Source organism: Legionella qingyii (assembly GCF_003184185.1).
Genome location: NZ_QHJG01000003.1, coordinates 229,214 through 249,861 on the forward strand (window position 1 = coordinate 229,214; position 20,648 = coordinate 249,861).

The following is a 20,648-nucleotide window of genomic DNA, read 5'->3' on the forward strand; positions in this document are numbered from 1 at the left end:
AAGCATTTTTATAATTGTCTACTATACTCTTTTTAAGAGAGTATAAAAGGGGAAAGCTATGGATCTTCACGAAGATTATGATGACCAATCATTCTCTGATTATAATTATGATGATGATATCGAGTCTTCAGCCCATCGAAAAAACGTCAGACGTATGCTTGAGGAGAAGCTGGAGCGTAAACGTCTAAAAGAGGAATTTAAAGATGATTTCGATGAGTTGAGCGGAGATTTTGATTGGGATATTTTAGATAAGTAACTGAGCCTCTTTAAAAGAGGTCAGTTAATAATTGTTTTGGAACAAAAGGCAATGATTTCTTATTGTTCTTACACTATGCCTATTGATTCGCTAAGGTGGCTGCTTTTAGTGTATTCTCAAGTAATGTGACTATAGTCATTGGCCCTACGCCACCAGGTACGGGGGTGATCCATGAAACTTTGTTTACCGCATTTTTAAAATCTATATCACCCCTAATACTGCCATCTGCTAATCGATGGATGCCTACATCGATAACGATCTGTTCTTTACTAAGCCATTCGCAATCAACAACATCCATTTTTCCTGTAGCGATGATGACAATATCAGCAGTGCGCACAAATTTTTCTAATTGTTGGGTGAATTTATGAGCAATGGTTACTGTTGCTCCAGCAAGGAGCAATTCTAAACTCATAGGTCGACCGACAATATTTGATGCACCAATAACGAGAGCATGTTTCCTTTTGACTTCAATATGATAATGTTTTAATAAATGCATTATGCCAAGAGGAGTACATGGACGTAATAATGGGTTACGCTGAGCAAGTCGTCCCAAATTATAAGGATGGAAGCCATCAACATCTTTTTCCGGTTTGATATGCTCAATAATGACACGTTCATTTATGTGCTTGGGTAATGGCAATTGGATGAGAATCCCATCAATTTGATTGGAACAATTTAAATCATCAATCAGATTGATCAATTCTTCCTGTGTTGTTTTTTCAGATAGATCATAGGAATGAGAGGTAATACCTACCTCGGCACACGCTTTACGCTTATTGGCTACGTAGACCGTAGAAGCAGGATCATTGCCAATAAGAACAACAGCAAGGCCGGGTGCGCGATGATTTATTTGTACAAAATCATGCACATGGTGTTTTAATTCTTCTCGACGAAGAGAGGCGACAACCTTTCCATCAATCAATGATGCTGACATAGCTACCCATAAGAAAAGCAAGGTAATAAATTATGAATTAGAGGTTGGGGTAATGCAATAGAATTAATGGTGTCTATAGTAATTATCCAGAATTTTAAGTTACCCCCAAACGTTTCATTGAACTGATGTATTAGAGGTTTAAACCCGTTTTCTTAAAGTATTATAGATCCAGGCGATGAGAAAGCTACTAATGAAGGTACTAACAAATACTCCAACTCCACCAAGGACGCATTGGAGTAAAGAAAGATCATAAGTCATGTAGATGGTTCCCATCATCCCTGCAAAGGGTTTCCCTTTATTAAAAATTAAAACCATCAACCCCATGAAGAATGTCGATATTCCTGATAGAGCGCCAAGAGATAGTCCTAAAGCAATCGGATCTATTTTGCCGAATTTCATGATAATTACCTATTATTTTCATAATAATTCATTCCATTATTATTTATTATGATAGTTATGGGAAGTATCTAATCTTCATGCAAGATAAATTAAGAAAAATTACATTTATTTTATTCAGTAAAGAGGGGAGTAAAAATTGCTAAATGTTTTGCTATAGAGCATGATTGACTCATACGCTTGCTATGTCTATACTGAAAAATCTTTGATTTTATGGTAAATATCGTGGAAGAACTTACTGAATTGCTTAGACCATCTTGGGGTGCAGAAAAATGGATTTTAGAGGGATGGAACAAGATTACCGTAGAAGAGAAACAACTCATTAAAAATAGAATAAATGAGTTATTTTGCGATGGTTTACCTTTTGAACTTCAATCTGACAAGCTTTTTTATATTTATACGTTTTCACTTTTAGCACAGCTCGAAGTATTGGCAGTGCAAATTCCTCTTAAATTTGAATCAAAAATGTCCACTGTTGAATACAGAAAACGTATGCGTCAACAATTGCTTGATGAAATATTTCATGGTTTAGTATTTACTAAAATTGTTTATATGCTTTGTGCTCCTTATGCTTCTCCACCACCTTATAGTCCTCATATTGAAATCATTTGTAACTTTATTCGGGCAGAAAGTTGCCCTAAAGTAGCAATTATGTTGCTTAATCTTATTGGTGAGGGATGGATTGAGGAAATATTTGAAAGTTTACATCGCTATGGTGTTGCGCCCAAAGTATTCAAGACAATTCTTGAAGACGAGCATCGTCATGTATGCGAAGCAGAGTTATATCGCGATATTGGCATGCCAGATGTTGAGCAAATAAAACCGAAAATTGCTTATCTGGAAGAACAATTAATAACCAATATTTTTATGCAATATAAATATATGTCTTCTGTTAGTGCTTTATTGGGAGTTGAAGGAGTGATGCATTTTAAGGAATCACTCAATGAAAAGCATACCCAGCAGCTCCGTAAAGTCAATCTTGATCCCAGTGAAAATTGGAAAAATTTCATGGGGTTTGCGGATGAGCTATTACCTAGAGTTCGAAATTATACTGAGTCCAATCGAGAAGTTGAAATGACTCCGATTCGAAAAGTACTCATGACCCAGTGGGATAATCCTAGCGATCCAACTATGACTGGACAGTTTAGTATCGATATCTCATGCCTTGATTTTTTTAATAAAAAATTTGCCTCAGAGACCTTGACCACATTGATGTTGCAGGCAGTTAGTTCCTGGATGACATTATCGGATTCTTTTAGAAATTATTTGAGTTTTAGAAAAATTTTTCAAACGAAAGAAGCATATGTCGGTCTTGTTGTATTGCTACCAGGATGTGGCGATCATCTTGGAACAATTGTTTTCGAAAATTGTCATAATCTTAGCTTTTATGAGTTGTCAGCAAAAATTCGAACCATAGTAGGCATGATGGTTTATTGCTATAAAAAACGTGAACAATTGGAAAAAACAAATCCACGTGTACAGCAACTTATGAAGGATATGGTTTATGAATATGCATATAACACTTATCCTTATCCCCTCGCAGGAACACCGTACATTTCATTAAGTAATATAGGTGTTTTTGGCTATACTCAATCGATGGCACCTCTTCGTAAAACTGAGTCCATGCGCTTTACTATCATGGAAGTTGACCGAAAACCTGTGTGGCAACATGAAACTCAATCATTTGTACCTAAAGATATGTTGCCTGTATCAATCAGTGCGGATCATCGTATTTTTGATGGTAATTCGACAGTTCCTAAAATGGTTGAAGAAAGGTTCCAGGCTATGTTTGCTAAAATGTGCAAGGAAAAGCCGAAATCAAAACAAGCATTGCATCAGCATGAACAATTAGAGTTACTTATAGATCAATTGATTGAAACTAATATTGAATTGGGGTACAAGACTTTGATGTTACTTCAAACCTGTTGGTTTGATTTTATTTCTATTGAAGATTGCTATACTGCATCCCATTATCATGGGATGCAAGATTTCACTCAGGAGTCAACTCTTATCTAACGTAATCAAGTAGAAAGTTGTATACCCAGGCAGCAATATAACTACTAACAAAAGTGTTCATAAGTACTATGGCCGCACCAAGGCCGGCATTAGCCAAGGAGGGAGTATATGAAAGATATATACTCCCAACCATGGCGACAAAGGGTTTTCCAGTGTAAAAAACAAATGCCGCTAAGCCCATAAAAAAAGAAGCGAGGGCTGATAGAACACTAATAGATATTCCTAAAGCAAGCGGATTTATTTTGCTGAATTCCATGACTTTTATCCTATTTTCAATATTAATTCATGTTATTATCAATTATTCCTATTGAGATGGGAAGCTCATTTTTGTTAGAAATTTTATAGAGATAACGATGGACTCTTGCCTTCATTGCAAGTACAGTTATCTAGTCAAAGTACTATTTTGTAATCGAATAGTTCTATATAAGATGTTCATGTGAACCCTAATTACTTGAATGGATTAGTAAAGAATGCTAATTTTTTTAAAAACTAATTTCCTGCTTGCAAATCCAATGGGCATGGAGCGCTGATTGAAAAAAAAGGTTTTATTCTCATCTCTATTTTCACTTACTTTGCCAATGAGCGCCTACTCTCTAGGATTAGGTGAAATGAAAGTAGAATCAGCATTAGACCAGCCTTTTCTCGCTGAAATTGAGTTACTCGATGTACAGGACGTTTCTTTGTCTGGTATTAAAGTGGGGCTAGCTGAACCGCAAAGCTACCGAAGTTTAGGTATTGAGCGCTCTGAAGAAGTTAATTCTCTTTCTTTCGATATTAGAAAAAATGAGAAGGGAAAATTCGTTGTAGAAGTTCACTCTACAGAACGAATGACGGATCCTTATGTGCAACTAATTGTTGATTTGATCTGGCCAAAAGGACAAATCTATAAAGTTTATACGGTATTGTTGGATCCACCAGGCTATAAATTAGCGAATGCAACTGCACAAAGCGGTTTAACATATCAGAGAAAATTCGCTAATCATCAAAATGTAACGGATTCGACTAAAAAATATCATAAAGTGAATCATGCTGGTCAAAAGAAAATTGCAGTTTATGGTCCTACAATATTTAATGAAAATGTATGGCAAATTGCGCAAAGATATAAAACTTCTGAAGCAATTTTACCACAAATTGTTCTTGCAATTGTGGGAGCAAATCCTGAAGCATTTGTTGATGGAAATTTAAATGGATTGAAAACCGGTGTTCGCCTTAAAATTCCTTCTGATAAAGAGTTTCAGGAGGTTCCCGCTGACTTAGCTACAGTTGAAGTAATGGCTCATGATAAAGCATGGAATGAAAAAGCATCAATTAATCATGTAATAGCTCCACCCTATATAACAGGTCAAGCATCTAGTGCTGACTCTGTTGAGTACTCGCAAATACCTCCTGTGCCAAAATTTTCTGATGTTTCGACTTTGGTACCGAATCAAACGTTCTCGAGATTTACTTTGCCAAGTCCAATCCCGTCACTGGAGACTCAAAAACAAGTAAGTCCAGAGCAAAATAGGACACTGAAGGCTGAAATATCAATTACAACTGCTGCTGTAGATTCTTTGCGAGAGTCTAATGCACTATTAACAGAACAATTAAGCTTATTACAAACGCAAAATAAAAAATTACAAAACCAATTGGATATGCGGGATCAGGAGCTTCAATTAATCCGTAATCAAATTCAAACGATGATGAAAGAGCGGATAGCAATTGCAGGGCAAGCCAACTCCAAGAGCAATTCTGATCAACCCTATGAGTCTTGGATTCTATTCCTATTATTGCTGGTTGCTGGTGGAGCTAGTGGCGTCGTTGCATATTATTATTTTAAATGGCGTGATCAAGGAAAGAAAGGATCGCCTACAGAGAAGAGCAATACACTTCATCGGGCTTCAACTCGACCCATTATTAGTTCAGATGATGGGCTAATTACGAAAGATCCCCTACAGGAAAGAAAATCTGAGCCCCAAGTAAAATCTGAGCCTGAGGTAAAATCTGTGCCTGAAGTAAAATTTAAATCTGAATTAAAGCCTGAACCTAAATTAGAAGATGCCGGTGATCTTGGAGAACATACTTCTGCTGCTATTGAGCCTCAATTGCTGATAACAGATGAAGGGCAATTGCTGGAAATTATACCTACTGAAGAAAAAATTGAATCATCCAAGCAAACTGATGAAAGCAAAAAAGATAAACATCAAGAGGATAATTTACTAGAGTTTGAATCGGGTTTACATCATAAACTTACAACAAAGCCCACCCTAGATGAAGATAATTCTCAAGAGCTCGTAGAAGATGACAATGGTTTGGATTTTACTCCTTCTTCATCTGTTGAGGTCATTCAAACACAGAAAGAAGAGGAGAGTAGAGGTCTTTCCCAGTTAAAGAACAAAAAGGCATTAGATACTCTGTTGGCTCTTGCAAGAACGTATATTGGAATGGAAGATATAGAATCTGCATTGCATTCTCTAAATGAAGTAATGGAGCATGGTACCAAGTCACAAAAAGAAGAAGCTCAACGCTTAATTGATGAGATTCAAGGGAAGTCATAATGTTTTTAATTCTAGCCAGGGCGAAGGCAAAGACGTAACCCCGGATCCATTATCAAATTAACCCGGGCTGTGCTATGCCCAGGCAATGATGTTTTCCTTTCTTTATTTGACAAAGTTTTTTTCAGTACCAAAAAGATAGGTAGCTGTGATTAAGACTTCGTTTGAACGATAGGAACCAAGATTTAATGATTCTCCAGTCCATGCATTAACTCCGTGACCAGAGGAGAGGGGGCCTAAATCCTGATAAATATAACCAACTGAGAGGAACAATTGCGGAAGGATTTGCACATCAACCCCGGCACCTACATTGTAAGCGAATTCACTTGTATTAGAATTTCTATACCCAGCACTAACTCGTGGGGTAACTCCTGCAAATGCTGTTTCACTATAGTTAGAAATATTGTTGAAAGAGGTGCCTATCCCTCCGTTAATATACGGTGAAAAAATTCCATATCGCATCAGATTAATTTTTCCAGAGGCTAATAAGAGATTGGAAGTAAAATCCAGATTGTAATTGTAGTTGGTAAATTGCGGTAAGGAATATTGTGTTATTTCACCGCTGATATGTGTTTTGAAAAAGTACTGCCAAAAGATACTCAATGAATAAGAAGGAAACCAGATGCTATCATTATGCCAACGTCGGCCCATAGAGGCTGCAATAACTCCTCCATTATCATTCGTGATTGAGTAACGATCAGCACCATAAGGAGCTGGAAATCCCGAGCCATTATTTACTTTCGTATGGGAATTTAACTCAGGAAATTGCGCGCCTCCTCCAAGTGATGTAAACCAATTGCCTTGAGCGTTGGAAATAGATTGATGTAAGGAACTTTGTATGTTTTCGATATTCTTAGAGTAAGAGGGGCTATGGAAGACAAATAATAAAGTGGTAATACCTAAGTAAAATAAATTCCTTTTCATAATGAGTCTCAATTTAATGATTAAGATATGCACCAATAAATGGCGCTAATTAATTGCGGCATGAGAAAGTATCATAATTGAATGAATCAAATCAATAAGATAGTTTGAAGATGCTTTTTGAAGAAGGGATTTTATCTGTAAATTTATAGTGTGCAAAATTCTTTAATTACTAAAAATCAGAATCTAGACAAAAGAAATTACTATAATATCTAATAAACTTGTAAATCAATCATATTAAGGTATAGACAAAACATATACTGTATTATAAATTGACCCTTTTATCAGGAATATTCAATGCGTATTGCCTTAGTGCTTGAGTACGATGGTAGCCAGTATCATGGCTGGCAAGCACAAACAGGCTTGCATACTGTGCAACAAGCCATAGAACATGCTTTATCAAAGGTAGCAGATGGCCCTATTTCTGTCGTTTGTGCAGGCAGGACAGATACTGGTGTGCATGCTACAAATCAAGTAATTCATTTTGACTGTGATAAAGTGCGCAGCATTCGTGCATGGATCCATGGAGTGAACTCTTTTCTGCCTAAAGACATTTGTGTTAAATGGGGGAAGGAATTAACAGAAGAATTTCATGCGAGATATTCTGCTACTGCAAGAAGATATCGTTATGTCATTTATAATGGAGCCATTCGACCTGCTTTATTTCGAAGCAATATAACTTGGCAATACAGGCAATTAGATCATCGTCTGATGCATCAAGCGGCCCAGGTTTTATTAGGCGAGAATGATTTTACTTCATTTCGTTCTGTTGAATGCCAGTCAAACACGCCTATGCGGAATATCCATAAATTACAGGTTAGTCGCACAGGTGATTTGGTTATAATTGATATAACTGCTAATGCTTTTTTACATCATATGGTGCGTAATATCGCTGGTGTGCTAATTGCAGTCGGTTCGGGAAAACATCCTGTATCTTGGGTTGATGAGGTACTAAAAGCAAAAGACAGGAGACTAGGTGCAGAAACAGCACCCGCGTATGGATTGTATTTAGTGCAAGTGACTTATCCTCAGACGTTTTCAATATTACAGAATAATCCGGGACCTTCTTTTCTTGTGGAGAAATAATGAATCTGGGACGCATGCGAGTCAAAATGTGTGGAATGACACGTAGCGAAGATATCGCACATGCCATTAATCTGGGTGTTGATGCTATAGGTTTGATTTTTTATCCAAAAAGTTCTCGTTATGTTTCAATAGATCAGGCAAAAGCCTTATTAAAAGATTTGCCTGCATTTGTAGATTCGGTTGCTGTTTTGGTGAATCCTGAGCGAGATTTAGTCTATAAAATAGTAGAAGAACTGCCAATTCAGTTATTGCAGTTTCATGGTGATGAATCAGCTGAGTTTTGTAAGCAATTTAATAAGCCTTTTATAAAAGCCATACATTGTAATTCAACCGCATATATTCATCAGACAGTACAGGAGTTTGAAACCGCAAGCGCGTTGTTGTTAGATACACCTTCAGATGTAGCGCGAGGCGGCACTGGATGCGCTTTTGATTGGAAAATTATTCCACAAAAGGTGGAAAAGCCTTACATATTGGCTGGTGGATTAGATGAGTTTAATGTACTCGAAGCAATTAAATCATGTCATCCTTATGCCGTAGATCTGTGTAGTGGTATTGAGGTATCACCTGGGATTAAAGAGCATGGCAAAATGAGTCGATTTATGCAGAAATTGTTAAATTGGTAATATAGTAGCCTGGGTGAAGCGCAGCGTAACCTGGGAAATTGGATCGCGGATCTCGGGTTATGCTGCGCTTCACCCAGGCTACATTTTTAAGAAGTTAATGAAGGTAGAAATGAACAAAAAAGAGCTTCCTGACGAGCACGGGCACTTTGGTCCCTACGGTGGTATTTTCGTAGCAGATACTTTGATGTATGCATTAAAACAATTAGAAGAAGCGTATGCAAAATATCGAAAAGATCCCGATTTTTTAGCAGAGCTAAATGCTGAATTAAAAGATTATGTAGGACGACCTAATCCACTTTATCATGCACAACGTTTAAGCAGGGAAATTGGTGGGGCACAAATCTATTTAAAACGAGAGGATTTGAATCATACCGGAGCGCACAAAATTAATAATACGGTAGGGCAAGCGCTCCTTGCTACACGTATGGGAAAAACCAGGGTAATTGCCGAAACAGGCGCAGGCCAACATGGGGTGGCTTCAGCAACAGTAGCGGCTAAATTAGGTTTGGAATGCGTGGTATATATGGGGGCTGAGGATATAAAACGTCAGTCATCTAATGTTTATCGCATGAAATTGTTAGGCGCGGAAGTTGTCCCAGTCACATCAGGGTCGCAAACGTTAAAAGATGCATTAAATGAGGCGATGCGCGATTGGGTCAGCCATGTTGATGATACCTTTTATATTATTGGGACAGTCGCAGGCCCACATCCTTATCCACAGATGGTTAGAGATTTTCAATCTGTTATTGGCATTGAAGCTAGAGCCCAATTTCTGGAAAAGACTGGACGTTTACCCGATGCATTAGTTGCTTGCGTAGGTGGAGGCTCTAATGCAATTGGTTTATTTTACCCCTTTTTGAATGATTCAACAGTTGCCATTTATGGAGTTGAAGCGGGAGGAAAAGGTTTAGAAAGTGGCGAACATTCTGCTTCATTGATTGCCGGAAAACCAGGGGTTTTACATGGTAACCGAACTTATTTGCTCTGTGATGAATACGGTCAAATTAAAGATACACATTCGGTCTCTGCAGGCCTTGACTACCCTGGGGTAGGACCGGAACATGCTTATTTAAAAGATACTGGGCGTGTAATTTATGAAGCCATTAATGATGATGAAGCGCTGCACGCTTTTCGTACTTTAACACGGGTTGAAGGAATTATTCCTGCTCTTGAGTCCAGTCATGCAGTTGCCTATGCAATGAAACTCGCCAAGAACATGTCTGCGGACCAAAGTATTATCGTGAATTTATCGGGTCGCGGTGATAAAGATATGCACACTGTGGCTCAAATTGATGGGATTACCGTATGAATCGAATTGACAAAACATTAAAGCGTCTTCACGCGAGTGGCAAAAAAATGCTTAGCCCTTACATTACTGCCGGAGATCCTTATCCAGAAATCACGGTAAAACTGATGCATGAGTTGGTTAGAGCCGGAGCAGATATTTTAGAACTCGGAATTCCATTTTCTGATCCCATGGCTGAAGGACCTGTTATCCAAAAAGCAATGGAGCGAGCGCTTGCTCAGGACGTGCATTGCCAAACTGTTTTGAATATGGTGAAAGAATTTCGTTTGCAGGATCAAGAAACGCCAGTTGTTATAATGGGGTATTTAAATCCTATTGAGCATTTTGGTTATGAACTTTTTGCACAACAGGCATTAGAATCCGGCGTGGATGGAACGATATTGGTAGATTTACCTCCAGAAGAAAGTGAGGAAGTAGCCAAGATCTGGCAAAAATATGGCTTATACAGTATCTTTCTTTGTTCTCCTACGACATCAGATGAGCGAATGGCATTAATTAACCATTTCGCCAAGGGATATTTGTACTATGTGTCTTTAAAAGGTGTTACTGGTTCTGATGCATTGGATATATCGTCTTTAAAATCGCAGTATCAACACCGTAAAGCACAAACCAATCTTCCATTAATGGTAGGCTTTGGTATAAAAACACCAGAAATGGCTGCAGAAGTTGCCAGATTTGCAGATGGTGTTATTGTTGGAGCTGCCCTGATTACGCGAATTCTGGATGCTTATAACGCGAATAGAGATATGTTGGAAGCTGGGGCAGATTTACTTTACTCTATGCGACATGCTATGGATAAAATTTAAAATAATGGCAAAGCTTATACCATTATTATTCCTGCTAATGAGATATAGAGAACATGGCCTTTTGTAAACAGGCTTGGATGAACGCAATGGCGTGACCTGGGAATCCGGTATTATAAGATACCGGTATTATGAGATAAATCGAGTTATAGCTTATTTTTACTGAGGCTACATAGTAATAACAGTGACGGAAAAATCCCAATGATAGAATTAACTGAAAAACGAGCTCATTTTATAAGGCAACTGATTACTGATGAACTGGCGAGTGGCAAACATAAGTCTGTAGTGACTCGTTTTCCTCCCGAACCTAATGGATATTTGCATGTAGGGCATGCTAAATCTATTTGTTTGAATTTTGGTTTGGCGCAAGAGTTTGGTGGTATCTGTTATCTACGTTTTGACGATACTAATCCAATTAAAGAAGAGGAAGAATATGTCAACGCCATTATTGAGGATGTACGCTGGTTAGGTTTTGAATGGTATGACATGACACACTCCTCAGACTATTACCATGAGCTCTATGATTTTGCAGTATTACTTATAAAAAAAGATTTGGCTTATGTCGATAGTTTAAGCATGGAAGAAATTCGTGCTTATCGTGGAACCTTGCAAGAGCCTGGACGTGAAAGCCCTTACAGAAATAGACCAATAGAAGAAAGTTTGGATTTATTCTCACGCATGAAAGCAGGGGAGTTTCCTGATGGTGCTCATGTATTAAGAGCAAAAATTGACATGCAATCAGGTAACTTGAATATGCGTGATCCGGTAATCTACCGCATTCGACATGCACATCATCAACGCACAGGCGATGAATGGTGTATTTATCCGATGTATGATTATGCACATCCTATTTCTGATGCTTTAGAAAAAATTACTCATTCATTGTGTACTTTAGAGTTTCAAGATCACCGTCCACTTTATGACTGGTGCGTTGACAATTTGCCTTTACCTGCAAAGCCTATACAAACAGAGTTTGCTCGTTTAAATTTATCACATACAGTTACTTCAAAGCGTAAATTGCGTGAACTGGTTGAACAAAAGGCGGTTTCTGGATGGGATGATCCACGAATGCCTACTATACGTGGTATGAGAAAACGTGGTTACCCGGCAGCTGCAATTCGTCAGTTTTGCGAAGTAATAGGGATATCACGTAGTGATTCTGTAATTGATATGTCCATACTCGAAGAATGTGTTCGTGATGAGTTAAATAGAACAGCGAAACGTGCTTTATGCGTTATGGATCCTATAAAAGTAGTTATAGAAAATTATCCTGAAGGCAAAGTAGAAGTATTAAAGCCAGCTTATAATCAGCAAGATCCAAATTCGGAGCGACGTGATTTACCATTCACTCGAGAGCTTTTTATTGAACGATCAGATTTTATGGAAGAGCCACCCAAAAAATACTTCCGTTTGTCTCCTGGGGCTGAGGTACGTTTACGTCATGCTTATGTAATCAAATGTCACGAAGTGATTCATGATGAGCAGGGTAACATTGTTGAGTTACGCTGTACCTATGATGAAAAAACTTTAGGAAAAAATCCTGAGGATAGAAAAGTAAAAGGCGTCATTCATTGGGTATCTTGTGCACATGCTTATCCTGTAACTGTATTGGAATATGACCGTTTATTTAATGATCCCAACCCTGGTCGAGAGGACGATTTTTTTCAATTTTTAAATCATAATTCATTACAAATAAAGCAAGCCTATTGTGAACCGGCTTTAGCAAATCAACAATTAGGCGAGGTGTTTCAATTTGAACGCTTGGGATACTATGGTGTTAATGAATTAAAAGATGGACGTGTTAACACATTTCATCGTGTAGTTGACTTGAAAGATACTTGGGGAAAACTAGGGTAAGCTAAAGGGGCAGATATGTTGCATTTATATAATTCTTTAACCAGAACAAAAGAACCATTTGTTTCTATTTCACCTGGAAAAATTGGTATCTATGTTTGTGGGATTACTGTATATGATCATTGTCATATAGGCCATGCTCGCTCTATGGTAGCTTTTGACGTTATGGTTCGTTATTTGCGTTCCCAGGGATATGAGGTGAAATATGTGCGTAATATTACGGACATTGACGACAAAATTATCGCACGCGCACATGAACGTGCAATACCAATAGATGAATTGACTGCTCAATATATTGCAGCAATGAATGAGGATACACAAGCGTTAAATATTTTACCGCCGGATGTAGAACCAAGAGCTACGGAACATATAAACAGTATTATTCGATTAATTGAGCGTTTGCTTGCGAAAGGAAATGCATATCTTAGTGATAATGGTGATGTATGTTATCAAGTCAACTCGTTTGCTGATTATGGTAAATTATCACACAAGGATTTAGAAGGATTAGTCGCTGGAGCACGTGTTGAAATTGTGAAAGAAAAACGTTCTCCATTGGATTTTGTTTTATGGAAAAAAGCAAAACAAGGCGAGCCCAGCTGGCCTTCTCCTTGGGGGGAAGGACGTCCAGGCTGGCATATTGAATGTTCTGCCATGGCAATGAGTGAGTTAGGTGAGCAATTCGATATTCATGGAGGAGGATTGGATTTACAATTCCCTCACCATGAGAATGAGATCGCTCAGAGTGAAGCGGCTACTGAAAAAACATTTGCAAATTACTGGTTGCATGTAGGAATGTTGCAAGTTAATAACGAAAAAATGTCAAAGTCATTGGGTAATTTTTTCACTATTGCTGATGTTTTGGCTAAGCACCATCCTGAAGTTGTTCGTTATTTTCTATTAAGCAGTCATTACCGTAGTTCATTGAATTATTCTGAAGAGAATTTGACTAATGCAAAAAAAGCATTAACTCGTTTATATCAAACCATAAAAGACAATAATACTATCGTAGACGGGGAATTAGATAATCATTGGATTAATGAATTTAACCAGGCAATGAATGATGATTTTAATACTCCAGTTGCATTATCTGTTTTGTTTCAGCTTAGCCATGAAGTAAATAAGAATAACTCACCGACTCTAACTGCTACATTGAAGCATTTAGCAGGTATTATGGGGTTATTGCAGGCCGATCCAGCTTCTTTCTTGCAGTCAGGGTTTGCTGAAGAGGATAAGGTAGAAATAGAGCAATTAATTGCAGAACGACTTCAAGCACGTGCCGATCGCAATTGGGAGCGCGCTGACCAGATAAGAGCAGACTTATTAAGTCGTGGAATCGAGTTAGAGGATGGAGTGAATGGAACTACTTGGCGTAGGGTAGAATAGGACATTATTTATTTTAATTCTAGGCTATTGTAGCCCGAGTTTAGCGCAACGAAACTCGGGCTTTTTTTCTGGATGTTTTATGCCTCAATCATAAAGATTCATGGCTTTGAGAAAGACAAAGGTTACTTTTTTTTGCTATATAAGATCTCAATTTCATCCATCCTAACTTAGTTTGTTGATTTGGGCTGAATTGTTTTCCAGATAAGCTTTATTTTCAAAGTGATTTATTATTGAGTCATGCGATCTTTCTATGTACGAATTGCGGTGAAAATACTCTATGTGTTGCTACGCGGAACACATGCATTTTGGTAATAGGCTTAAATGCCGTTTTCAATTAACTCATGTTTACTCTATAATCACGCTGATTATTTTTAATAACCAGTTCAAGATCCACTTTGTATAGTATGGCTGTGAAACCTTTATTTTTTTTAATATTTTTTTTTTCAGCAATTTGTCATTCAGAAATAGCTGATTTAGTCTTAGATAACTATAAATCAAATCTTTATAAATTGCCTATAGTGAAACAAGAGCACTTTTCAATAAGAATGTATCGAATCACCGGCAATAAAGAACATTTGAATTCTGTTATTGATTATGTTTTCTTTTTGAGCAATAAATATCACTATCTTTTCTCAAGTTTCGATCAACCGGAGCTCATCCTTAAAAAATCAAATAATTTATTATTAGATGCTCACCAAAATCCTATGCAAAAATACAAGTTACGTATCAGAAAAATATCACAATATGGAGATCTATTTTTTTATCTTTACTTATTAGAGATAACCAATAAAATTTTTTCATATCATTTGGAAAATACGTCTCTGTTTCCACAAACCAATATCGTTATCGACGTATTAAAAACTCAAATTACTCGGTTGGAGGAATTTATCTTAAATGAGGAAAACATTAAAATTTATGGGGCTCAATTAGTTAATTACGTTTATTACTTACATGATTTGCACATAGTTGATTTAAGAAAATCCTATACCAAACTATTTCAGCATACTTTTCCAGATTATAAGGATAGTCAACTATCAGAATTGGAATATGAAGCAAAAATTTATGGTATGACCCATTTTGTTACAGCAGCGAGCCATTATTATCAGAGTTCAGTTAATGACGATGCTTTTCGTTGGATAAGTGAATATTTTGAGCGCAATATACAACAAATAATGGAGCGAACTGAAAATGATGTTATCGCCGAAGTAGGGGTTTGTTTGTTGTTATTAAATAAAAAAGATTCTCCAGCAATTAAAATAATAAGGGATCATTTAGAACGAGTATATAACATACAACATCAGATGATTCCTACTCGTTCTAGATCCGTAGATTTTATATTTGGTGAACATCGTAATATTCTTACCGTAATGCTTTTTAAATGGCCAGAAAAACTTATGGATGGTCCTTTTTTTACAGAAGAATTAAGATTAATTAATTGATGTTTGTCTTTTGCCAATGAAGATGGGCAGGAACGGGTAGGGAAATCCAGTTTTAAGATCTTTGTTCTAAAATACTATTATCTAATAGTGGACTCTTATCTTTTTTTGTTGAATTTATTGTATTACGAAATAAAAAAATAAGGATTAAAAAAAACAGCAATAAGAGTGCTATCCAACCCATAAGGTAAAAGCAATCATCGAGAGCTAAAGCAGTAGCCTGTCGCGTAAGATAGAAGTTTAATTGTGCCGAAGCATGTTTACCCTGAAGATGTAATAATTTGGCCTGCGCTAGAAACCGTTGTGTTTCTGGAGAAAATGCAGTCAAACTACTCCCTAATCGAAGATGAAAAAATACTTCTCGTCTATGCCATAAAATAAGAAACAAAGCCACTCCTAATCCACTGCCCAGCAAGCGCGAAACATGAAAAAAGCAAATGCATTCAGCAAGTTTTGTTTCAGGAAAAGTGTACACTGCTAGATGAAAAAGAGGGGATAAAAATAGTGCAAGGCCTACGCCTGCTAATCCTCGTGAAAATGCAATCCGATTAAAATTAATATCCACATTAAAGTAGGCCGTATAGAAACAGGAAATCGCAAAAAAAAGTAAGGCAATGAGCAATGGATAAAATGGTTCATATTTCCTTTTATTGATGAGTACTGGAATCCATCCACAAAAGGCCATTGTTCCTATGATGAGGGCAATCCAATCAGGAGTATAATTAACGTAAAGTTTTAGCCATAAAGACAATAAGATAACCATGCCAAAATAGAGTGCGAAAAATAATGCGATATAAATCATCGCGAATGAAAAATAAAAATTTTTTAGTAATTTCAAATCAATCACAGGATGTTGGACTGACCAACTTCGTAAAATAAAAAAAACAAGACTGATTACACCAGAAACAAGCAAAAAAGTAATTAAAGAAGAACGAAACCAATCTAACTCTTGGCCAGTAGTTAAAGCTGTTCCAATAAAAATCATGCTGATGCAATAGTACAAATATCCAACTCTATCAAAATAGTTCTTTTTTACGGGCTCATGATATTTTCTATAACCATAACCTACATAAAAAATTAGAAAGATACATAAAGGTATATTAGAGAAAAAAAGGAATCGCCAATGGTAGTCGTAAGCAATCCAAGCACCATAAGAAGCACCTATTACGGGAATTATTGAAAGACAAATCAATACTAAAGAAACAATATAGACTTTATCCTTATTAGGAGAGAGCAAAGGAATAAGGGTACATGTAATAAGAAGAAACATTGGTCCTGAAGCAAAACCTTCTAAAAACCTGAATAAGATAAACGTAAAGAAATCACTGGCAGTAGCACATCCCCACGAACATAAGGCAGTAAGACTGAGACAAACAACAAAAAGTTGAATAGGGCTTAATCGCGTTACATCAGGTTTTCCCAAAGGTACGCCTAAAAGATTTCCAATACAAAAAAAACTGACTGTATACGAAGTCATATAGGGACTGCCACCCAGATCGCTTACAATATATAAACCTGCCATTATAGGTAAGGTGAGATTGAAGATTACTGCAGCAAGTGATAAGAGTAAAATATAGAGAATCATCGTTTACTCATTCCATTTAAAGCAATTTTATTTAGAGTAAGTGGCGTATTGGCGTATTTCTGGAGATTAGGATCCAAATTAGTATTTATAATATCTGCGATAAGTTGTTCATCACCTTTTTCTTCTTTTTGATAAATGTCAGTAACATAATGGGGGGATCCGGAATTTGATGTGGGTACTAAAGGGCCGCTTTGATCGGATAGATCGGTAGTTACTTCTAAAGAAAGGCCAATTCGCAGAGGATGTTTTTTTAATTCCTCCGGTTCTAAAGCAACTCGAACTGGCAATCTTTGAACTATTTTAATCCAGTTTCCTGAAAGATTTTCGGGGGGTAATAGGGAAAAAGCATTCCCGGCACCACCTGGTAAACCAACAATTTTACCGTGAAATACAACATCAGAACCATAAAGATCTGAAGTAAACGTAACGCTCTGCCCAATGCGCATTTTTTTCAGCTGGGTTTCCTTATAATTAGCGTTTACCCATATTTGATCCAGAGGAATAATAGACATCAGTGGTTCTTTAGGCGAAAGCCACATGCCTACCTGAATGGTTCTTTGGGCTACAAGTCCATCTACCGGCGCATATATTTTACACCGATATAACTGTACCCAGGCATCACGTACTTCCTGCGCTGCTGCTTGTACCCAAGGATGTTCGATTATGGATGTGCCTTGTACAAAAGCGAGCATTTTTTGATAGTTGTTTTCAGTGCTTTTTAATGAGGCAATTGAAGCTTTTAGATCATCTTGTGCATTTTGATAATCTTCTAAAGAAACTCCTTTGACATCAATTACGTCATAGCGATGTTTCAGGTTTTGTCGTGCTTTTAGAAGTTGTGCTTTCTTTACTTCGATCTCTGCAGCCAGGATAAATACATCATGAAATGCCTGGCATACATCGCGTACTGTACTTGCAAGTTTCTTCTTGGCTTTTTCCAGGGCTATACGTGAGTCTGTTTCATTTAGTGAAACAATGAGCTGTCCTTTTTTTACCAGAAAACTATCGTCGGTATAGATACCTGTTACGAATCCAGGGCGTAAGGACTTGATATAGACCTGATTCCCTTGCACATAGGCATCATTGGTATAAACTTGGTTTCGCCACACAAAAAGCCAATATAAAAAAAGGAAAATAAAAAGAGCAATAAGAATGACGGTAAAATAAAAAGAGGCGGATCGTTCTTTCATGAGTTTTTCACCAACGGTATCGTTTTTTGATAGTAACCTCCTCCCAAAGCTCTGGTTAATTTTATAGAGGCTAAGTATTGGTTATAAAGTAGAGTAACATCTACGAGTTCTTTTTGAATGACTTCTTCTTGTAAAAAATAAAGATCAAATAAACTATCCAAGCCTTTTTGTTGGCGCAAATAACTTAATTGATAACGTTGTTTTGCAAACTCCACTACTTGTTTTTGTTCTAACTTTTGCTGATAGACATCCTCCGCGAAAGCTAATACATCAAGAACTTCTTGAGTACTGAATAAGAGTAAATTATTGTATGCATCTATTGCTGCATCAAATTGTGCTTTAGTTGCATTGATATTCGCTCTTATTGCTCCTGCGGTGAAAATAGGTAATTGCAAGGCAGGTCTAATTGCTGCAGTACCACTCGATAAGTCCAAAAACTTTCTCCAACTGGTGCTTTCCAGACCAATCAGACCAGCCAGATTGATATTGGGATAATATTCTGCCATTGCGGCTCCTGTTTTATAGGCTAGGGCTTTGGCTCGCCAAATTTGCGCCATAAGATCGGGTCTGCGAGCTAAGAAATCCAATGGCAGTATTTTGGGAATATTTAGAGTCTTAGGTAATGAGGGAAGTGTGGATTTAATTAACAAAGGAGTATCTGGCCCACGTCCTGCTAAAGTATTAATCAGGTGTTTATCGGCTGTTAACTCATCAGTAATACTTGAAAGTAATTTTTGAGATTCAAGCAGCTTTTCTGAGGTTTCTAATGCAGGCAATTTTGATGAAAGTCCTTTTTGTACCAATATGTTTTGTAATTTTGCAGTTTTTTGTCGTACTTCAATTAATTGCGTAAATAATTTTTTTCTGACCAGATTCGTTTTATATGCAAAAAAGGCTTGAGCAATTGCAGTACTTGTAATTAACTCCACTTCTGCGGCTTCCGCTTCTCGAACTTTTGCCTCTCCTAAAGCGGAATAAAAAAGATTACGGTTTTTGCCCCAAAAATCAAACTCATAAGTAAACGAAAGAGAAAGATCCAAGAGTCTGGCGTTTAAAGGAAATGTATGATTGAATGCGCGATATAAACCGTTTTCACTTACATATTGTCGATTTTCATCTGCATTAAAAAAAACTAAAGGAGCTAATAACGAGCGTGTAACAATGGCTTGCTGCTTAGCAACTTTAATACGATTTTTGATTTCATGAATTGAAGGATTATTCGCTAAAGCTTCTGTAACCAGGGCGTTGAGTTCGGGATTATTATAAGATAACCACCATTGTTTGTTAGGCCATTTGCCTTCAGAAAAAATCTCTTTTTTTTGTAAACTTTTGTTAATGGAGTGTTCCATGGCTGGAACGGTTTTTAGATTTTTAATTTGGCTTTGTTGCGGTAGAGAAACAGTACAGGATACTAATGTATATAAACTGAAACAAGTAAATCCCCTGATCCAAAGCCGCATCACACTTCCTTTTTATTTGGCAACACATCTTAATCATTAAATGTAACTTCATTCCATATTATCATAAGCTGTTTTTGCATGGGATCGAAGCTATCTTATATAGTAACCATTAACATCTGATTTTCATAGGAATTTTCTATTGTGCAATAGGAAACAAATTGTTTGAAGAATTAAAGTATTCTAGCTCGGTTCGTCACTTTCTAGGTAATGGGTTACTATTACCAAATCACTTCAATCGTCATGGTTTATCACTTTGATTCCGAGCTAGAGTGTGTACTATGTTGTTTTATGAGTTACTGGCCCATAGGCTGCATTTCTATTTCTATTTCTTTTTTCTCTTCCGGGATCAACGCTGCTATGCTATCTATTATTGATGCTAAAAATTCGAGGCAAAAGCTTTGAATAGGATTAAATGGGGCGTTTTGCTCAATATTTTCAAGCGCCATGTACGTACCGAATTCAGTAAAATGCAGTAAGGTCTTAAATATATTACTTGCATTATTTAGCCAAGTATCGAACGAATCAACCTTGTCAACTTTAGGTATAGGTATTGCCATGGGCTGTTTAAAAAACGGATCTTGAAACTTATAAATAGAACTTACTCTCGTTAAGTCAAGATATGCTTCATTAGTTTTCTCGCGAAAATATTGTTTTTGCTTTCCAGATGGCATGGCTCATTTTCCTTCTATAATCAACATTTAAAAATTAATTTAAACACAACTTTGCTGTGTAAAATATATTCAAATTATACAGGAGAAAGATTAAATTAACATTAATATTATTCAATATGTATTTATTTCGCAGGGCGATTTCATCAAAGTTTAAAAACCAATCACTTTTCTTAAGTATTGAGTAGAAAGAG

Annotated in this window: 18 protein-coding genes; 10 read left to right on the forward strand and 8 right to left on the reverse strand. The window is 36.9% G+C overall.

Annotation, left to right across the window (positions count from 1 at the left end):
• Positions 1-58: 58 nt before the first annotated feature.
• Complete coding sequence (locus DGG96_RS03060; protein ID WP_110141547.1) at positions 59-256, forward strand: PA3496 family putative envelope integrity protein; 198 nt, start codon at positions 59-61, stop codon at positions 254-256.
• Between the two features lie 79 nt (positions 257-335).
• Here DGG96_RS03060 and folD read toward each other — a convergent pair whose 3' ends face one another.
• Together folD and DGG96_RS03070 are read right to left on the reverse strand one after the other, a co-directional pair.
• Positions 336-1,190, reverse strand: a complete 855-nt coding sequence (gene folD, locus DGG96_RS03065) for a bifunctional methylenetetrahydrofolate dehydrogenase/methenyltetrahydrofolate cyclohydrolase FolD (protein ID WP_110141548.1) — start codon at positions 1,188-1,190, stop codon at positions 336-338.
• 138 nt (positions 1,191-1,328) lie between these two features.
• Entirely contained in the window at positions 1,329-1,589 is a 261-nt protein-coding gene (locus DGG96_RS03070; RefSeq protein ID WP_110141549.1) for a hypothetical protein, read from the reverse strand.
• A gap of 222 nt (positions 1,590-1,811) precedes the next feature.
• Here DGG96_RS03070 and DGG96_RS03075 point away from each other — a divergent pair, with 222 nt between their 5' ends.
• Positions 1,812-3,602 (forward strand): 2-oxo acid dehydrogenase subunit E2, encoded by a 1,791-nt coding sequence (locus DGG96_RS03075; RefSeq protein WP_110141550.1) that lies wholly within the window; start codon positions 1,812-1,814, stop codon positions 3,600-3,602.
• Here DGG96_RS03075 and DGG96_RS03080 read toward each other — a convergent pair.
• Positions 3,595-3,858 carry a hypothetical protein gene (locus tag DGG96_RS03080; RefSeq protein WP_110141551.1) on the reverse strand — a complete coding sequence of 88 codons (264 nt, stop codon included), beginning with the start codon at positions 3,856-3,858 and terminating at the stop codon, positions 3,595-3,597. The genes DGG96_RS03075 and DGG96_RS03080 overlap by 8 nt on opposite strands.
• 274 nt (positions 3,859-4,132) lie before the next feature.
• Here DGG96_RS03080 and DGG96_RS03085 point away from each other — a divergent pair, with 274 nt between their 5' ends.
• Positions 4,133-6,139, forward strand: a complete 2,007-nt coding sequence (locus tag DGG96_RS03085; RefSeq protein ID WP_110141552.1) for a motility hub landmark protein FimV — start codon at positions 4,133-4,135, stop codon at positions 6,137-6,139.
• Positions 6,140-6,241: 102 nt separating this feature from the next.
• Here the strand turns inward: DGG96_RS03085 and DGG96_RS03090 are convergent, their stop codons facing one another.
• Positions 6,242-7,060, reverse strand: a complete 819-nt coding sequence (locus DGG96_RS03090) for an outer membrane protein (RefSeq protein WP_110141553.1) — start codon at positions 7,058-7,060, stop codon at positions 6,242-6,244.
• A gap of 294 nt (positions 7,061-7,354) precedes the next feature.
• Here DGG96_RS03090 and truA point away from each other — a divergent pair, with 294 nt between their 5' ends.
• From truA to DGG96_RS03125, 7 genes are all read left to right on the forward strand, one after another.
• Positions 7,355-8,143 carry a tRNA pseudouridine(38-40) synthase TruA gene (gene truA / locus DGG96_RS03095; protein WP_110141554.1) on the forward strand — a complete coding sequence of 263 codons (789 nt, stop codon included), beginning with the start codon at positions 7,355-7,357 and terminating at the stop codon, positions 8,141-8,143.
• Positions 8,143-8,769: a phosphoribosylanthranilate isomerase gene (locus tag DGG96_RS03100; RefSeq protein ID WP_110141555.1), complete on the forward strand. Its 627-nt coding sequence runs from the start codon at positions 8,143-8,145 to the stop codon at positions 8,767-8,769. Before truA ends, DGG96_RS03100 begins: the two co-directional genes overlap by 1 nt.
• 109 nt (positions 8,770-8,878) lie before the next feature.
• Positions 8,879-10,078 carry a tryptophan synthase subunit beta gene (gene trpB, locus DGG96_RS03105; RefSeq protein WP_110141572.1) on the forward strand — a complete coding sequence of 400 codons (1,200 nt, stop codon included), beginning with the start codon at positions 8,879-8,881 and terminating at the stop codon, positions 10,076-10,078.
• On the forward strand, positions 10,075-10,881 hold the full coding sequence (gene trpA, locus DGG96_RS03110; protein WP_110141556.1) for a tryptophan synthase subunit alpha: 807 nt from the start codon (positions 10,075-10,077) through the stop codon (positions 10,879-10,881). The genes trpB and trpA overlap by 4 nt, the downstream gene beginning before the upstream one ends.
• A gap of 198 nt (positions 10,882-11,079) precedes the next feature.
• Positions 11,080-12,735, forward strand: a complete 1,656-nt coding sequence (locus DGG96_RS03115; RefSeq protein WP_110141557.1) for a glutamine--tRNA ligase/YqeY domain fusion protein — start codon at positions 11,080-11,082, stop codon at positions 12,733-12,735.
• Positions 12,736-12,750: 15 nt separating this feature from the next.
• Entirely contained in the window at positions 12,751-14,115 is a 1,365-nt protein-coding gene (gene cysS, locus DGG96_RS03120) for a cysteine--tRNA ligase (RefSeq protein ID WP_110141558.1), read from the forward strand.
• Between the two features lie 410 nt (positions 14,116-14,525).
• Positions 14,526-15,554 (forward strand): DUF3541 domain-containing protein, encoded by a 1,029-nt coding sequence (locus DGG96_RS03125; RefSeq protein WP_158618858.1) that lies wholly within the window; start codon positions 14,526-14,528, stop codon positions 15,552-15,554.
• 52 nt (positions 15,555-15,606) lie between these two features.
• On the opposite strand, the gene DGG96_RS03130 is transcribed toward DGG96_RS03125, so the two are convergent.
• From DGG96_RS03130 to DGG96_RS03145, 4 genes are all read right to left on the reverse strand, one after another.
• Positions 15,607-17,136 (reverse strand): MFS transporter, encoded by a 1,530-nt coding sequence (locus DGG96_RS03130; protein WP_110141560.1) that lies wholly within the window; start codon positions 17,134-17,136, stop codon positions 15,607-15,609.
• Positions 17,133-18,326 (reverse strand): HlyD/EmrA/EmrK family protein, encoded by a 1,194-nt coding sequence (locus tag DGG96_RS03135; protein WP_110141561.1) that lies wholly within the window; start codon positions 18,324-18,326, stop codon positions 17,133-17,135. The genes DGG96_RS03130 and DGG96_RS03135 overlap by 4 nt, the downstream gene beginning before the upstream one ends.
• Positions 18,323-19,786, reverse strand: coding sequence for an efflux transporter outer membrane subunit (locus DGG96_RS03140; protein WP_110141562.1), 1,464 nt, complete (start codon positions 19,784-19,786; stop codon positions 18,323-18,325). Before DGG96_RS03140 ends, DGG96_RS03135 begins: the two co-directional genes overlap by 4 nt.
• A 293-nt stretch (positions 19,787-20,079) precedes the next feature.
• Positions 20,080-20,457: a hypothetical protein gene (locus tag DGG96_RS03145; RefSeq protein WP_110141563.1), complete on the reverse strand. Its 378-nt coding sequence runs from the start codon at positions 20,455-20,457 to the stop codon at positions 20,080-20,082.
• Positions 20,458-20,648: the final 191 nt, after the last annotated feature.

Bases quoted from the DNA above. Each gene is read 5' to 3' on its own strand.
- DGG96_RS03130 (WP_110141560.1), bottom strand. From the start codon at position 17,136: ATGATTCTCTATATTTTACTCTTATCACTTGCTGCAGTAATCTTCAAT.
- trpB (WP_110141572.1), top strand. From the start codon at position 8,879: ATGAACAAAAAAGAGCTTCCTGACGAGCACGGGCACTTTGGTCCCTAC.
- cysS (WP_110141558.1), top strand. From the start codon at position 12,751: ATGTTGCATTTATATAATTCTTTAACCAGAACAAAAGAACCATTTGTT.
- DGG96_RS03100 (WP_110141555.1), top strand. From the start codon at position 8,143: ATGAATCTGGGACGCATGCGAGTCAAAATGTGTGGAATGACACGTAGC.
- DGG96_RS03145 (WP_110141563.1), bottom strand. From the start codon at position 20,457: ATGCCATCTGGAAAGCAAAAACAATATTTTCGCGAGAAAACTAATGAA.
- DGG96_RS03115 (WP_110141557.1), top strand. From the start codon at position 11,080: ATGATAGAATTAACTGAAAAACGAGCTCATTTTATAAGGCAACTGATT.
- DGG96_RS03070 (WP_110141549.1), bottom strand. From the start codon at position 1,589: ATGAAATTCGGCAAAATAGATCCGATTGCTTTAGGACTATCTCTTGGC.
- truA (WP_110141554.1), top strand. From the start codon at position 7,355: ATGCGTATTGCCTTAGTGCTTGAGTACGATGGTAGCCAGTATCATGGC.
- DGG96_RS03140 (WP_110141562.1), bottom strand. From the start codon at position 19,786: ATGCGGCTTTGGATCAGGGGATTTACTTGTTTCAGTTTATATACATTA.
- DGG96_RS03080 (WP_110141551.1), bottom strand. From the start codon at position 3,858: ATGGAATTCAGCAAAATAAATCCGCTTGCTTTAGGAATATCTATTAGT.
- trpA (WP_110141556.1), top strand. From the start codon at position 10,075: ATGAATCGAATTGACAAAACATTAAAGCGTCTTCACGCGAGTGGCAAA.
- DGG96_RS03090 (WP_110141553.1), bottom strand. From the start codon at position 7,060: ATGAAAAGGAATTTATTTTACTTAGGTATTACCACTTTATTATTTGTC.
- DGG96_RS03060 (WP_110141547.1), top strand. From the start codon at position 59: ATGGATCTTCACGAAGATTATGATGACCAATCATTCTCTGATTATAAT.
- folD (WP_110141548.1), bottom strand. From the start codon at position 1,190: ATGTCAGCATCATTGATTGATGGAAAGGTTGTCGCCTCTCTTCGTCGA.
- DGG96_RS03135 (WP_110141561.1), bottom strand. From the start codon at position 18,326: ATGAAAGAACGATCCGCCTCTTTTTATTTTACCGTCATTCTTATTGCT.